Annotated in this window: 14 protein-coding genes and 3 tRNA genes; 12 read left to right on the top strand and 5 right to left on the bottom strand. The window is 69.3% G+C overall.

Annotation, left to right across the window (positions count from 1 at the left end; genetic code table 11):
• The first annotated feature begins 153 nt into the window (after nucleotides 1–153).
• From AMIS_RS33210 to AMIS_RS33200, 3 genes are read left to right on the top strand one after another with little or no spacing between them, the layout of a single operon-like run.
• Complete coding sequence (locus AMIS_RS33210) at nucleotides 154–1,731, top strand: ferredoxin reductase family protein (protein ID WP_014446844.1); 1,578 nt, start codon at nucleotides 154–156, stop codon at nucleotides 1,729–1,731.
• An 18-nt stretch (nucleotides 1,732–1,749) separates the two neighbouring features.
• Nucleotides 1,750–2,295, top strand: a complete 546-nt coding sequence (locus AMIS_RS33205) for an FMN-binding protein (RefSeq protein WP_014446843.1) — start codon at nucleotides 1,750–1,752, stop codon at nucleotides 2,293–2,295.
• Between the two features lie 32 nt (nucleotides 2,296–2,327).
• The gene (locus tag AMIS_RS33200; RefSeq protein ID WP_014446842.1) at nucleotides 2,328–3,053 is read left to right on the top strand and encodes an FAD:protein FMN transferase; all 726 of its coding nucleotides are present in this window, start codon (nucleotides 2,328–2,330) and stop codon (nucleotides 3,051–3,053) included.
• On the opposite strand, the gene AMIS_RS33195 is transcribed toward AMIS_RS33200, so the two are convergent.
• Nucleotides 3,054–3,653, bottom strand: a complete 600-nt coding sequence (locus AMIS_RS33195; protein ID WP_041830222.1) for a GNAT family N-acetyltransferase — start codon at nucleotides 3,651–3,653, stop codon at nucleotides 3,054–3,056. It lies immediately after the preceding gene.
• Between the two features lie 113 nt (nucleotides 3,654–3,766).
• On the opposite strand from AMIS_RS33195, the gene AMIS_RS33190 reads away from it, so the two are divergent.
• The 6 genes from AMIS_RS33190 to AMIS_RS41020 all read left to right on the top strand — a co-directional run bounded on the left by AMIS_RS33190 (nucleotide 3,767) and on the right by AMIS_RS41020 (nucleotide 7,345).
• Nucleotides 3,767–3,839, top strand: a tRNA-Gly gene (locus tag AMIS_RS33190).
• A 30-nt stretch (nucleotides 3,840–3,869) separates the two neighbouring features.
• Nucleotides 3,870–3,940 (top strand) — tRNA-Cys (locus tag AMIS_RS33185).
• Between the two features lie 22 nt (nucleotides 3,941–3,962).
• Nucleotides 3,963–4,037, top strand: a tRNA-Val gene (locus AMIS_RS33180).
• Nucleotides 4,038–4,263: 226 nt separating this feature from the next.
• Entirely contained in the window at nucleotides 4,264–4,836 is a 573-nt protein-coding gene (locus tag AMIS_RS33175; RefSeq protein WP_157435164.1) for a hypothetical protein, read from the top strand.
• Nucleotides 4,837–4,926: 90 nt separating this feature from the next.
• Nucleotides 4,927–5,877 carry a hypothetical protein gene (locus tag AMIS_RS42050; RefSeq protein WP_197537984.1) on the top strand — a complete coding sequence of 317 codons (951 nt, stop codon included), beginning with the start codon at nucleotides 4,927–4,929 and terminating at the stop codon, nucleotides 5,875–5,877.
• 115 nt (nucleotides 5,878–5,992) lie between these two features.
• The gene (locus tag AMIS_RS41020; RefSeq protein ID WP_157435163.1) at nucleotides 5,993–7,345 is read left to right on the top strand and encodes a DUF6461 domain-containing protein; all 1,353 of its coding nucleotides are present in this window, start codon (nucleotides 5,993–5,995) and stop codon (nucleotides 7,343–7,345) included.
• A gap of 246 nt (nucleotides 7,346–7,591) precedes the next feature.
• Here the strand turns inward: AMIS_RS41020 and AMIS_RS33155 are convergent, their stop codons facing one another.
• The 3 genes from AMIS_RS33155 to AMIS_RS33145 form a co-directional block, all read right to left on the bottom strand.
• Nucleotides 7,592–7,849, bottom strand: a complete 258-nt coding sequence (locus AMIS_RS33155) for a hypothetical protein (protein WP_041830221.1) — start codon at nucleotides 7,847–7,849, stop codon at nucleotides 7,592–7,594.
• 92 nt (nucleotides 7,850–7,941) lie between these two features.
• Entirely contained in the window at nucleotides 7,942–9,453 is a 1,512-nt protein-coding gene (locus AMIS_RS33150) for a glycosyltransferase family 2 protein (RefSeq protein ID WP_014446836.1), read from the bottom strand.
• Nucleotides 9,450–10,052, bottom strand: a complete 603-nt coding sequence (locus AMIS_RS33145) for a hypothetical protein (protein WP_041830220.1) — start codon at nucleotides 10,050–10,052, stop codon at nucleotides 9,450–9,452. The genes AMIS_RS33150 and AMIS_RS33145 overlap by 4 nt, the downstream gene beginning before the upstream one ends.
• 222 nt (nucleotides 10,053–10,274) lie before the next feature.
• On the opposite strand from AMIS_RS33145, the gene AMIS_RS33140 reads away from it, so the two are divergent.
• The 3 genes from AMIS_RS33140 to AMIS_RS33130 are packed head-to-tail and all read left to right on the top strand — an operon-like array spanning nucleotide 10,275 to nucleotide 12,942.
• The gene (locus tag AMIS_RS33140) at nucleotides 10,275–11,351 is read left to right on the top strand and encodes a S1C family serine protease (RefSeq protein WP_051042241.1); all 1,077 of its coding nucleotides are present in this window, start codon (nucleotides 10,275–10,277) and stop codon (nucleotides 11,349–11,351) included.
• A gap of 26 nt (nucleotides 11,352–11,377) precedes the next feature.
• Nucleotides 11,378–12,499 (top strand): oxygenase MpaB family protein, encoded by a 1,122-nt coding sequence (locus tag AMIS_RS33135; protein WP_014446833.1) that lies wholly within the window; start codon nucleotides 11,378–11,380, stop codon nucleotides 12,497–12,499.
• A gap of 20 nt (nucleotides 12,500–12,519) precedes the next feature.
• Entirely contained in the window at nucleotides 12,520–12,942 is a 423-nt protein-coding gene (locus AMIS_RS33130) for an acyl-CoA thioesterase (RefSeq protein ID WP_014446832.1), read from the top strand.
• A 73-nt stretch (nucleotides 12,943–13,015) separates the two neighbouring features.
• On the opposite strand, the gene AMIS_RS43785 is transcribed toward AMIS_RS33130, so the two are convergent.
• A complete protein-coding gene (locus tag AMIS_RS43785; RefSeq protein ID WP_014446831.1) occupies nucleotides 13,016–13,693 on the bottom strand; it encodes a hypothetical protein in 678 nt (225 codons plus the stop codon).
• Nucleotides 13,694–13,894 lie beyond the last annotated feature (201 nt).

Genomic DNA, 13,894 nt, shown 5'->3' with positions numbered 1-13,894 from the left:
CCCGATGAGGTTCGGAGGAATTTTCCGGAGGGCCGTTGAGCCAACCGGCGGCCGGACGCGTACCCATCCCTGACGGCTCCTCCTGCGACCGGGCCGTCACGTCAGCCGCAGGGGTGGCAGACGCCGAGAGACGACTGCTAGCAGGTGAGGACGATGGCCATACCGGCCTTCCACGCTTCTCGTGAGCGGCCCGACGACGGATACGACGGATACTTCGCCGATCTCCGCAACGACGACCGTCCCAGCTGGGACAACCCGTCGATGCCGCCGTGGCCCCCGCAGTCACAGTGGCCCCAGCAATCCGATGCGACGGACCCCTATCGGCGTGGCGACATCGTGGTGGAGTCGCTCACCGATCCGACCGGCTGGAAGGCCGGCGCCGGTGTCCCGATCCCCGACGACCGCCCGCCCGCCGAGGCGACGAGCGGCAACCGGCTGCTCACCGTGTTGCTGTTCTTCTCCGGCCTCGCGACGAGCATCTCCCTCTGGCTCTTCAACACCCAGGCCGGCGCGGTCAGCGACACCACCAGCATGATGCTGGCGGCCGGGCGGATCACCGGCGTGGTCGGTGGTTACCTGCTCTTCATCCAGCTCCTCATGATGAGCCGGGTCTCCTGGCTGGAGGAATGGGTCGGCTCCCGTGACCTGCTGCGCTGGCACCGCTGGCTCGGCACGTCCCTGTTCACCGCGGTCGTCGCGCACGTCGTCTTCATCGTCTACGCGTACTCGCTCACCGCCGGCACCGGCGTCGTCGAGCAGGGCTGGACCGTGATCACCACGTTCCCCGACATGATCAGCGCGACCGTCGCGACAGGTCTGCTGGTCGTGATCGCGCTGAGTTCCCTGCGATTCATCCGCACCGTGCTGCCGTACGAGCTCTGGCATCTCCTGCATCTGTCGAGCTACGCCGTGCTGCTCCTCGGCTACGCCCATCAGATCTCCGCCGGCGCCGACATGAGCGGCAGGTTCGCGTCGGTCTTCTGGCCGGCCCTCGGCTGCCTCACCCTCTCCGCGCTGATCTGGGGCCGCGTGGTCGAGCCGCTCTGGCTCAACGCCCGGCACCGCTTCAGCGTCGCCGAGGTGGTCGGCGAGGGCGCCAACACGTTCTCGATCTACATCGAGGGCAAGCGCCTCGAGAAGATCCCGGTGCAGGCCGGCCAGTTCATGCGCTGGCGGTTCCTGACCGCCAACGGCTGGTGGCAGTCGCACCCGTTCTCGCTCTCCGCGGCGCCGAACGGGCAGTGGCTGCGGCTCACCGTGACGATCGCCGGCGGGCACACCGCGAAGCTCGCCACGATGCGGCCGGGCACGCCGGTCTGGGCGGAAGGACCGTTCGGCACGTTCACGGCGCAGCGGCGTACCCGGAGGCGGGCTCTGCTGATCGCCGGCGGCAGCGGCATCGCGCCGATCCGGGCGCTGCTGGAGGACATGCCGCCGGACACGATCGTGATCTACCGGGCCAGCCGCCCGGACGAGCTGGTCTTCCGTGCCGAGCTCGAGGAGCTCGCCGAGCAGCGGGACGCCTGGGTGCGCTACATCGTCGGCGGCCGCAACGACCCCGGCCCGCAGCGCCTCTTCACCCCGGAAGGCCTGCGCGGCCTGGTGCCGGACGTGAACCGGCGCGACGTCTACCTGTGCGGCCCGCCCGGCCTGGTGAACACGGCGGTCGGCACGCTGCAGGACCTCGACGTCCCGAGCAGCCAGATCCACCTCGACCCCTTCGAGTTCTGATTCCCTGGGAGATTCGCGATGCGACGTAGTACCGCAGCAGCCGTCGGGACCCTCACCGGCGCGGCCCTGATCCTCGGGGTACGCCTGAGCGTGCAGCCGCCGGACGCGCCGATCGCCACCGCGCCGGTCGCGCAGGAGGCCGCCACCGGCGACGATCCGGAGGCTGCCGAGCCGTCCCCCTCGGCGAGTAAGAAGGGCTCGTCTTCGTCGGACAAGAAGGCTTCTTCGGACAATTCGGGTTCCTCGGACAAGAAGAAAGAAGAAGCCCCGGCCGAGGAGGAGGCCGGGCTCAAGGCCGGCACCTACAAGGGCAAGGCCGTGCAGAACGAGTACGGCACCGTGCAGGTCACCATCAAGGTCAGCGGCGGGAAGGTCAGCGCGGCGGACGCCACGTACCCCACCGACGGCTTCAGCGGGACGATCAACCCGAACGCGGTGAAGCAGCTCAGCGAGGCGACGCTGGCGGCGCAGAGCGCGGACGTGGACGCGGTCTCCGGCGCGACCTTCACCAGCCAGTCGTATGTCACCTCGCTGCAGGCGGCGCTGGACAAGGCGGGCGCGTAGGGTCCAGTTTCGTGCGCCACGTCGAGCAGGTCATGGGTACGGTCGTCAGCATCGAACTGGCGGACGAGCTCCCCGAGTCCGAGTTGTCGGGTCTGGTGGAGATGACCTGCTCCTGGCTGCATGAGGTGGACGCGCGGTTCAGCACCTACAAGCCGGACAGCGAGGTGTGCCGGTTCCGCGACGGCGCGCTGGCGCTCGAGGACTGCTCGGCCGACCTGCGACTCGTGCTGGACCGCTGCGCCGACCTGTGGCGCGACACCGACGGGTACTTCGACGCCTACGCCGGCGGGAAACTCGATCCGTCCGGTTACGTGAAGGGCTGGTCGATCGAGGTGGCCTCGCAGCGCCTCGCCGAAGCCGGGTCGCGGCGGCACTACCTGAACGCCGGCGGCGACATCCGGATGCGCGGGACCGGCCCCACCGGCGGGCCCTGGCGGGTCGGTGTCCGGCACCCCTGGGAAGCCGGCAAGCTCAGCTGGGTGCTGGCGCTCACCGACGGGGCGGTGGCGACTTCCGGCACGTACGAGCGGGGCGCGCACGTGGTCGACCCACGCACCGGGAAACCGGCCACCGGGCTGCGCTCGGTCACCGTGGTCGGCCCGGACCTGGCGGTCGCCGACGCGTACGCGACGACCGCGCTCGCCATGGGTGAGGCCGGGCTGTCCTGGCTCGCCGGGCGGGTGGCCGGCGGTTACGAGTCGGCGGCCGTGACCGACGACGGGCGGGCGTTCACGTCCGCCGGACTGCCGGTGGCCTGATCATGACTCCGGCCGGCCTGTCAGGCCCGGCGTGACTCTCGGGCCGGCTCCCGGCCACGGTCCGGGCGTCTCCGCGGGCCGGCTCGACGGCGTGACCTCGGTCCGGTAGGCGGTCAGGCCGCGCGCCCGGTAGTTCGCCAGCGCCGCCGGGCCGTCCAGGCTGCAGGTGTGCACCCAGACCCGGGAGATCGGCGTCTGGTGCGGCCAGCGGTCCGCCAGGCGCCACGCCCGCCGCAGCCCCTCGGTCAGCAGATGCCCGCCGAGGCCCAGCCCGGCGAACTGCGGCAGCAACCCGAAGTACGCGATCTCCACGGCGCCCGGGTGCCGGCCGTCCAGCTCCACGTACCCGGCCGGCGTGCCGCGCACCGACGCCACCCAGGTCTCCACCCCCGGACGGGTCAGCCAGTCCTGCCACTGCGCCCAGGTCCAGGACAGCCGGTCGGTCCAGAACCAGTCACCGCCCACCGCCGTGTAGAGGAAGCGGCTCAGCTCCGGGCTCGCCACCTCGGCCCGCCCGACCTCCACCGGCACGCGCGGTTCCCGCCCCGGCTGGATCTGGGCGGCATCGGTCTGTTCCAGGTACCAGGTCGTCAGCTCCACGCCTGGATCCTGGCGTGTTTCCCCAGCTCGCGACACGCCGGGGTACCCCGGTTTGGCGGGCGGCGAGGGGACCGGCTAATGTTTTCCTCGTCGCCGGGGCAGCCCGGAGACACGCGGACGTAGCGCAGCTGGTAGCGCATCACCTTGCCAAGGTGAGGGTCGCGGGTTCGAATCCCGTCGTCCGCTCGGAGAGGCCTTCTTCCACGGGGCCAGCTCGGTGGAGTGGCCGAGAGGCGAGGCAACGGCCTGCAAAGCCGTGTACACGGGTTCAAATCCCGTCTCCACCTCGCATTTTTGTGCGCATTGCCAGGGCGATTGGCGCAGCGGGAGCGCGCTTCCTTGACACGGAAGAGGTCACTGGTTCGATCCCAGTATCGCCCACCAGTGTTTATGCAGATCAACGGCCCGTTATCAGGATCCTGGTAACGGGCCGTTGGCGTTTTCGCTCCTTACTCTGGGGGCGCTTCAAGGTGATGCGGGATTCGGATGTCGAGCGCGATCCCGTACTCGTTGTGGTCGCGGCGTCAGCCACGGTGGTCCCTGCCTCGCTGGTGGCCGATGGAGGGACCATGATGGCCGCCTGGCGCAACGGGTCGGGATGTCCACACGCGTGATTCTCCAGCAGGCTGTCCTGGACGCTGTCGCCGCCGGGACTTCCGCCGAGGTCTCGCTGAGAGAGATTCGCAATGCATTCGTGGAAGCGAGAGCGCACGAGGAGAACTTCGACTGGCGTTACTACCTCGTGCGCTACGCCGCGATGCGCGAGGGCCCGTCAGGCATCTACGCGAGCGTCGGCGGTGCGATGGGCTACCAGATCTGCATGCTCAACAAGACTCAGATGAACGGCCGCTACCGCGACCCTTACCTCAGCGCCCTGGTCCGTGAGGTCGGGGCTTTCGGGGAACCCGTCTTCATCGGCGGCTACCCCGAATACTCCCGGTGGATGGCTCTACCCAAGAGCGGCACCGGGCTATGCAACGCTCCGAACGGTTTCATCCTGAGGCCTCCACCGAAGGAGGAGTTTCTCGATGCCTTTCGACGGTTCTGCATGGACTTCGGCGTCGATGAGCGGCTGACCCTGGCGATCCCGCAACGGCTTCGTAGCGGCCGCCAGGTGGACACCGAAGATCGCGTTCAGGCCGGGGCGCAGTTGCTGCGTGACCTTCTGGCGGCGGGTCTCTAAGCAGTACATCCGCCGCGGAAGGAGGCGATGCGGCACCCGTACTCTGCCGCTGATCGGGCGTTGTCGGCAATGACCCGGACAGGACGGCGGGTGCCCGGGCGTACCGATGAGCGGACGTCCTGGGAACTGAAGGTGCGATCATCGGCGGTTGTGACAAACAGCGGCGGTTTCGCATCGATGGGTGCGGCTCTGGGGCAGGTGGTTGCACCGTCAGGCGCTGTGGTGCTGGCCTGCGCGGGATTGCTGGACGAATGGTCGGAGCTCGGCGAGCCATTGTCTGTGCGTGCGATGTCGACGGCGGGGTCTGGCGGTGCGTGCATACGAGATTGGCTCGCCGAGGCGGTGGCCGTGCCGGCTGGGCCCGGATCGTTAGCGATAACCGCGGATACCAGGGCCGGGGCCTACCGGCCGATCGACACGGGCGACGCGATCGCGGTGCTGAACATCGACTTGGGTCTGCCTTTCTCTGCAGTGTCGGCCGGGAGCGGACCGGCGTTACTGGGCGATCTGCCGGTGGATCGGTGCGGAACCGTCATCGGTGACGCCCGGGCGCTCGACTCCTGGGTCGGGTTCATGCACGGCGATCAGGGCGTCGATGGGCTCGCCGATATCCGGATCTGGGGCAAGGGCGCGCAGGAAGCATGGGAACACTTCGATGCCCCTCGCATTCTCACGGCCCCCGGCGATGACAGCCATGGTTGGCTTGACCTGCCGGTCGAGATTGCGCGGGAGCGGGCGGCAGCGATCAACAGGTGGGCCAGCGCTCAGGATCACTACCCGCATATGGCGCATGTCGACCTGCACAGCCATCACCATCTCGGATGGCGTGCGGGCTGGCAGCACCCTCTCCGTGCTGGAGTAATCGAGGTGGCGGGCTGCCCGATTCTCTTCATTGCTTGGTCCCCGCTGGAACTTCAGCGCTTCACCGGAGGGCGGTCAGCTGGGCAGGTCTATCCCGTGACTCTCGAAGACGTCGACGGCCGGGCCACACTTCGCTGGACCATTCCACCCCATTTCCAATTCGACGAGCAATCGCTGTAGTCGCGTCATCGCACCATGATGATCCAGTGGAGTGCCGTCCTCATCTAGCCGCGATCCGCTCCACTCGCTGCGGCATTGGCTGATTTTGGTCGGTATGGTCCGGCATGATCATGCCGTGACGGCATCTGCTGACGACTACCTCTGGTTCATCGAGGAGTACCCGCTCGGCCTCAACTTCTGTGCCACGCTGGTGCGCGCGCTCACCCCCGATGAGGTGATCGCCGCGCTCGGGGGCTCCGAAGCCGTCGACATCACCGGCGCTCGCCGGCTCGCCGGTGCTGCCGAGCAGGTCGGTTATCCCCATTCGATGGGGGAGGACGGGGTGTTCCACGCCGACCTCGACACCGGGCTCGACTTCATCGCCGCTGGTGACCTTGGCGGCTGGACGCTGATCGTCGAGCCGAACGGGTTCCGGTGTTCCACCGAGGAATCCGCCGCGCTGCTGTCCGCGAAGGGTGAGCTCGTCTCGTTCTACTTCAACGAGAACACCGCCCCGGTCCTGCGGTGGGCCCGCGACGGCGTGACCCTCGTGTCGTTCGATCCGTGCGGGGGAGCCGGATGGCGGGAGGGCAGCGAACCGGACCGGCTGGTGCCGGCACTGGCGTCGCTGGGCTTCGACCTGAGCACGGAGGAGATCGACCCGGCCGATCCGCGCTGGCGGTACGACGAGAAATGGCAGGCGCGGGCCCTGGCCCTGATGGAGCACCTGACGGGCGTACCGATCACATCCGATCTCCTGGAGAGCGCGCGGTTCCGGTGTGCCGCCGTGCCCGACGAGCACGCGCTGTCCTGGATGCGGGCCAACCCCGGCCGGATCGGGCCGCTGACGGTGGAGGAGCTGGCGGTGCAGGCGCGGGGATGGCTGACCGCCTACGCCGCCGATCCGGATCGCGATGGCGCCGTGGCAGCCCGGGATCGCACGCTGGTGGCCACCCGGAGGAAGCGCCCGAAGAAGACGCGGTTGGAGAAAGCCCTGAAGCGGGCCAACCCGGTTCAGGAGTACGACCGGAAGCTGCCGGCCGCGCTCGGCGCCGCCGATACCGACACGCTGCGGGCGGTGGTTCTCTGGGCGGCCGAGCGGGCGGTCGCCGTGGCGGGGCTCAGCGTGATGCCGTGGGCGTCCGAGGCCCTGGAGGCGTTACGGGCGCAGCGTCCTCTGCCGCCGCCCTTCAACCCGAAGGCGCAGTATCAGGCGGAGGTCTGGGAGTTGCTGGAGCAGGCTCCGGTCACCTGGACCACCGTGCGGGTGCCGGGGAACCCGCCGCTGGAGATGTCGCAACAGCATGTGGCGCTTCCCGCTCTGATCGACGCGGGGGACCGGGACCCGCTGGTCGCTGCCCTCAACGTCGTCTTCGCGAGCGCGGTGGCCCACGGCGAGCCGGCGCACCGCGCGTTTCTCGCCGCGCTGTGGAAGCAGTTCCCGCAGCTTCAAGCGGCGAAAGCCGGCCCGGACCTACGTCCCGAGTGATCGGCTACCGCCTTCTTGTATGCCGCCTCCTGCCGTTCGGCCAACTCGGCGATGCGAGCGTCACGCGGGACACGTCTCGCGACGGTGACGACAGCTTTGTCGCTGGTCACCAATGTCGCCCAGTCGTATTGCTCGCGCCCCTGATAGAGCACGGCGGCCCGGGACGCCCAACCGTCGTGCTCACCGTCCGCCGGGCGCCATGGTCGTCACATCCGTACATCCAGGCGCGCAGGTCGGAAATATCGGTTATCGCGTGCTTTGCTCGATGTCCGGGCCGTTGCCGGTCTGGCGGGCCTGCCTGGCTGCGGCGTCGAGCTGCCGGTTGCGGCGTGCCTGCGTGAGGAAGACGATGAGCCCGCCTCCGGCGCAGACGGCGGCCGCCCACAACCAGGACGCGGCGTCCCACTTCTGTACCAGTGCGACGACGCTGACGACTGCCATCGCGGCGACGGCGAGTAACGCGCCGCTCCACGGCGACTTCACCGCGCCGGTTCCCTCTGCCATGTGCTTGTCCCTACGAGATCTCGGCTGGTTCGTCATCGTACAAACCCGCCCGGCCGATCCTTCCACGATCGGCCGGGCGGTGACGGCTCGGGTCAGACGGCGAAGCCGCGGTGACGGCGGAAGAGCTTCTTGAGCATGAAGACGGTCTGGAGAATGGTGAAGATGTAGAGGATCGGCCAGCCCAGGCTGAGGATCGCGGACTGGACGCTGATGCTCTGCTGGCTCCAGGCGTAGATCGAGGCGCCGATGATGGCGAGCAGCACCACCAGCGGCATGACGTAGGCGGAGCCCTTGCCCTTCTCCGCGTTGGCTTGGGCCGCCCAGTTGTCCTTGTCGGTCTGCGCCAGGAACTGCGTCCAGGCGGAGACGAAGTGCCCCATCCTGATCCACATGTACAGCTCGGCGGGGAACGCCAGCGCGGCGTAGAGCAGGTCGGACGCGCTCTTGTCCTTCATCGCCAGCGCCAGGCGCAGGTTGAGCAGCATCGCCACCGCGGGTGGGATGAGCCAGATCGGGTTGAACACGAAGGCGTCGATCGACAGGGACGCGACAAGCAGCAGGATGAAGCCGAGCCGCGAGCCGATGTTGAACACCATCGCGATGTTCTCGTACCAGCGCAGCCGCAGGTTGGGGTGCATCGGCTGACCCTTGTTGTCGCCCCGCTGGCCGGGCCAGAACAGGTCGATGGCGCCGAAGTTCCACTTCACCTGCTGGCCGTGCAGCGCGCGCAGGTTGGTCATCGGGCCGACGTACGCGCGGGCCGAGGCGCTGATCTTGGTGCTGTAGCCGGCGTCCTTGATCTGGAGCGACAGCTTGCTGTCCTCCACCTCGCTGTCCCGGACCCAGGGCGCCTGCTGGTGGTGGCGGACCATCACCATCTCCAGTGCCCGCATGCTGAACAGGCTGCACTGGCCGCCCAGCACGGCCATGTTGCGGCCGCGGAGCAGGTTGTCCATGTTGAACGCGCCGAACTGCGCCCGCTGGCCGGCGATCAGGAAGCGCGCCATCAGGCCCTTGTAGCGGCTCTTGTCGATGCTGTAGATCGCGCTCAGCCCGCCGATCCGCGGGTCGTCGGTCATCTCCAGCTCGAGCCGCTCCACGCAGTCCCGGGCAAGGGTGGTGTCGCCGTCGACACCGAGGATGTAGTCGTAGCCACGGGAGAGGAAGTACCCGTAGTTCAGCGCCCCGACCTTCTTGTCGGGGTTCACGCCCATGTCATGGACGTGGACGGTGGTGACGAACTCTTCACCCTTCACGGTACGGGTGTGCCGGCCCTCGAAGCTGCGGGCGATCTCGGGGGTGTCGTCGTCGGTGTTGTTGATGATGACGTGGATGATGTTCGGCAGCCGCGTCTGGGCGAGGATGCTCCGCAGGACATCGCCGATCGTCTCCTGCTCGTTGTAGCAGGGGATGATGCAGCTGATCGTCGCGTGCCGGGGTGTGGCGGCGGCCGCCGCGGCGAACTCGCCCGAGGTGGTCTCCACCGCCTCCAGCTCGGCCAGCGCGGGTACGGGTGGCAACGCCAGCGGACCCGCTTTGGCGCTGCGGGGCAGCAGGATCTGACGGTCGGTCGCCCGGCGCAGGCCGGGACTGGATTCGCTCACTGAGTGGCGCCCTTCGTGATCAAAGGCAGGGTCAGGGTGTCGAGGGCCGTGGAGCGGTAGTAGCTGTTCGACTTCGGGGTGGTCTCCACCAGGAGATCCATCCGGAAGGTCAGCGTGAGCGTCGTTGCTCCGGTCGTCGCTGCCGGCAGCGTCACCACGGTGTTGTAGGGATAGGGCGGGGTGATGTCGAACGACCCGCTGTCGGTGGTGACGTCGACCCGTGCCGTGCCGTCGTCCTGAGTCACCTGGAACGTGCTCACCTTGACCCGGTGCTTGCTGTCGGCGTCCTCGATGTGGGCGGCCACGTTGAGCGTCTTGGCCGACTCGGCGGTGTAGAGCTTCGCGTTGTCGGAGGTCCAATAGTTCAGCGTGACGGTGAAGTTGCCCTGTTTGAGGCGATGGGTCACGGTGCCGGTGTCCAGCGGGCCGCTCTCGCGTTCCGGCTTCTTCGCGGCGGCGTCCTTGCCGGTCGCCGCGGCGGAGGGTTTGGCGCTGGGGCTGCTTGTCGAACTGCCGCCGAGCAGCGGTTTGCTGCTGCTGGTCAGCTCCTTGAGGCTGCTGCAGCCGCTGAGACTGCCGCAGAGCATGACCGCTGCCATGCCGACTGCCGCACTTCGGGGGAGGTGCACGGGTGACCCTTCGCTCTTCGACCGACGACTGGGGGGTGAGCGCCTGGTTGCAGCCAGGGTTCGGCGGATCCTGTCGGCGGCGTGATAGCGGAGTTGAGAGTTCGCCGACTCATTCACTGCGGGGGATGCCGGTCCGGGCCGGATCACCTTTCCTGGACTGCGAGGAAGAGCCCTTGGACGAGGACGGTGAGCATGGACACCGCGAACAGCAGCGGTTGGGTGATGTGGGCCGGCATGGCGGTCGCCGCCGCGCTCGGCGCGGTGGCCGGAGCGGTCGCGGTGTCGGCGAACGAGGAGCCCGCGGCGGGTAACCCGGCGGCGTCGCAGAGCACCGCCGAGACGTGCGCGGCGACCGAGGTGGCCGAGAAGACGCTGCCGTCGGTGGTGACGATCTCGGCGTCGAACGGTTCGACGGGCGGCACCGGATCCGGCGAGATCATCCGTAGTGACGGCTACATCCTCACCAACAATCACGTGATCTCGGTGGCGGCGAACGGCGGCGAGGTCGGTGTGCTCTTCAACGACGGGCGGGGAGTGCCGGCCACCATCGTGGGCCGCGACCCCAAGTCCGACCTCGCGGTGATCAAGGTCGAGGGGGAGTCGGACCTGCCGGTCATCGCGTTCGGCAGCTCCGAGGCCGTACAGGTGGGTCAGCCGGTGGTGGCGCTCGGCGCGCCGCTCGGCCTCTCCAACACGGTCACCGCCGGGATCGTCAGCGCGCTCGACCGGACGATCGAGGTGCCCGGTGACAACGGGGAGACGGCGCTGCTGGTCTCGGCGGTGCAGACCGACGCGGCGATCAACCCGGGCAACAGCGGCGGGGCGCTGGTCAACTGCGCGTCCGAGCTGATCGGCGTGCCCTCGGCCGGGGCGAACATCCCGGACCCCGACGGCGGCGGTGGCGGCGGCGGGGACATCGGGCTCGGGTTCGCGATCCCGGTCGACCACGCGAAGGCGGTCTCCGACGAGATCATCGAAACCGGGACGGTCACCCACGCGTACTTCGGGGTCGAGCTGATCACGGTTCCCCAGGCGCAGGGCCGGGCGGGTGGCGTCTACATCCGATCGGTGGTGCCCGGCAGCCCGGCAGCACAGGCCGGCCTGAAAGCCGGCGACGTCATCACCGCGATCGACGGCAGCCCGGTGACCACCACGAACGACGTGGCGGCGGTGACCCTGACCAAGAACCCCGGCGACACGGTCACGGTGGATTACACCCGCAGCGGTCGACCCGGCTCCGCGACGGTGAAACTGGGGGCCCAACAGTGATCAGCGCGTGAGTTTATCGTCGACGCATGGCCCAGGGATTGATGACGCCCACTCGCTTCCGCGCCGACGCGGACTGGTCGGAACGGGCTGCCCGCCCGCTGCGGCTGGTGGCCGGGCCCGGCACCGCGCCGACCGGGGAGGAGCTGGCCGAGCTGCGGGCCGGCCTGAACCGGCGGGACGAGGCGGCCGCCGAGCTGATCCGGACGGTCACGCCGAACGAGCTGCACCGCATGTTCGCGGCCGGGACCCTCGACGGGCCGTTCTTCGACCGCGTGCGGGAGCGGCCGGACTGGGTCGACGACCGCTTGCTGGAACGCGGCGCCGAGGCCTGCCGGGCGTTCGGGATGGACGCCGGACTGGTGCTGGCGTACGGATCGCTGCTCGGCGGCTATCGCACCGCCGCCGCGCTGGAGCCGCTCGTGCGTACCGGAAGGCTGGCCGGCGGCGAAACGCTGCGCCGGATCAAGGAAACCTCGCTCTGGTGGCGGGCGGTCACCGCGCCCGGCGGTCTCCGGCCGGACGCGGAGGGGTTCCGGATCACCCTGCACGTCCGGGTCATGCACGCCCTGGTCAACGCCCGGCTGGAGGCCGACCCGTCGTGGGACCACGAGCGGCGCGGCCTGCCGATCAACCAGTACGACCAAGCCAGCACCCTGGGCGTGTTCAGCACCAGTTTCCTGCTGCATCTACGCCTGCTCGGCGTGCGGATCTCCCGTGACGACGCGGCCGCGGTCATGCACCTGTGGAGTTACGTCGGCTGGCTCATGGGCGTCGACGAGCAGTGGCTGCCGCACACCGAACGCCGTGGCCGGCGGCTGCTCTACCACTTCCTGTCGAACGACCCGCCGCCGGACGACAACAGCGTCGCCCTCGCCCACGCCCTGATCCACATGGCCGACGATCTGCCCGGCGGCCGGTGGCGGCGCTGGTGGGAACGGGAACGGGCGCTGTCGGTGAGCTGCTGGCTGCTCGGCCCGGCCGCCATGCGCGACCTCGGCCTGCCCTACCGCCTTCCCTGGTACGGGGTGTCGCGCGTCCTCGCCAACCTGGTGCTCAGCCACGGAGCTGGCCGGCTGCCGGGCGGGCGGGCGTTCCTGCTGTCCCGCGGCGAGCGGCAGGCGGAGGCGCAGTTCCACCGCTGGGGCTGATCGTGTGTGACGATCGGTCGATGGCTGACCACTTTCAGGTACGCATCGCGGTACGCGGCTACGAACTCGACGTCCAGGGGCACGTCAATCAGGCCGTCTACCTGCAGTACGGGGAACACGCCCGCTGGCAGTGCTTCCAGGCTGCGGGGGTGACCCCGGAGGTGCTGGTCGCGGCGGGATGCGGGCCGGTCGTGCTGGAGACCACCATCCGGTACCTGAAGGAGCTGCGCTCCGGTGACGAGGTCGACGTGGACTGCCGGTTCTTCTGGGGCGACGGGAAGACGTTCCGGGTGGAGCAGGACTACACGCGGGTGGACGGGACGCCGGTCGCGGTGGTGACCGGGGTGGCGGGGTTGATGGACCGGCAGAGTCGCCGGTTGGTGCCTCGGGCGGCGGAGCGGCTGCGCGAGATGTCGTCCGACCCGAGCGTCCTGGGCCTGTAACGCGTTCGGTGACGGAGAAGGCGGCGTGACCCGGGGGAGTCACGCCGCCTTCGGCTCCGGGCGGTGAGATGGATCAGGTGCCGGTGCCCTGGCCGGTGGAGCCCTGCTGAGTGCCCTGGCCCGTGGCGCCCTGCTGGGTGGTGCCCTGATCGGCCGTACCTTGATCGGTTGTGCCTTGGTCTGTTGTGCCTTGGTCTGTTGTGCCCTGGTCTGTGGTGCCTTGACCGCTTCCGAAGCCGCCTTGGCCGCCACCGAAACCGCCGCCTCCGGGGAAGCCGCCTCCGCCGCGCATGCCGGTTCCGGGGCCGCCCTGCTGGACCGTCACGCCCGGGGTGGACGAGCCGTCGCCGGTCGCGGACATGATCCCGGCGGTCAGGCCGGAGCTCGCCACCGCGGTGAAGAGGACCGCCGCCGCGAGGACGACTTTCGGGCTCTTCGTGAACCGCTCCTTGGCGGAGATCTTGGACGGCGGCATCCACGGGGGCGGGACGTCCGCGCCCGCGGCCGGCGGGACCCAGCCGCCGGCGGGCGGCTCGCCGGGATCGGCCGGCGTGACCTCTCCCCGCGGCTCGGTGATGATCTCGGTCACCGTGGTGGGCGATTCGGTGGGAACGTGCTGGGACGACGGAGCCGGCACGACGACGGCTGTCGGCTCGTCCTCGGGTCCAACTGCCGCCGCGGGTCCAGCTGCCGCCGCGGGGACCGCCGGCTCCGTGCTGACGGACTGTTCTTCCTGGTCATGCGTGGTCATCAAGGCTCCTCGACTGGTCACCGAAGACAAGCGTCGGCACCCCGGTTGTGCGGAGTCTGTGATCACAGTGAGGGTCGGCTGTGGTTGATTGCCACCCGCCGCAAGTGCCGGCCCGCGGTAGCCGGACCGCCGACGCCGCACCCGTCCGCACGGTGCGGGAACTCCGCTGCGTGACGGTTCTTCCGACCTGACGGCGGAGCG

The organism is Actinoplanes missouriensis 431 (assembly GCF_000284295.1).
In the GTDB taxonomy this organism is placed as follows: domain Bacteria; phylum Actinomycetota; class Actinomycetes; order Mycobacteriales; family Micromonosporaceae; genus Actinoplanes; species Actinoplanes missouriensis.
This window is presented reverse-complemented; position numbering and strand designations above follow the sequence as displayed.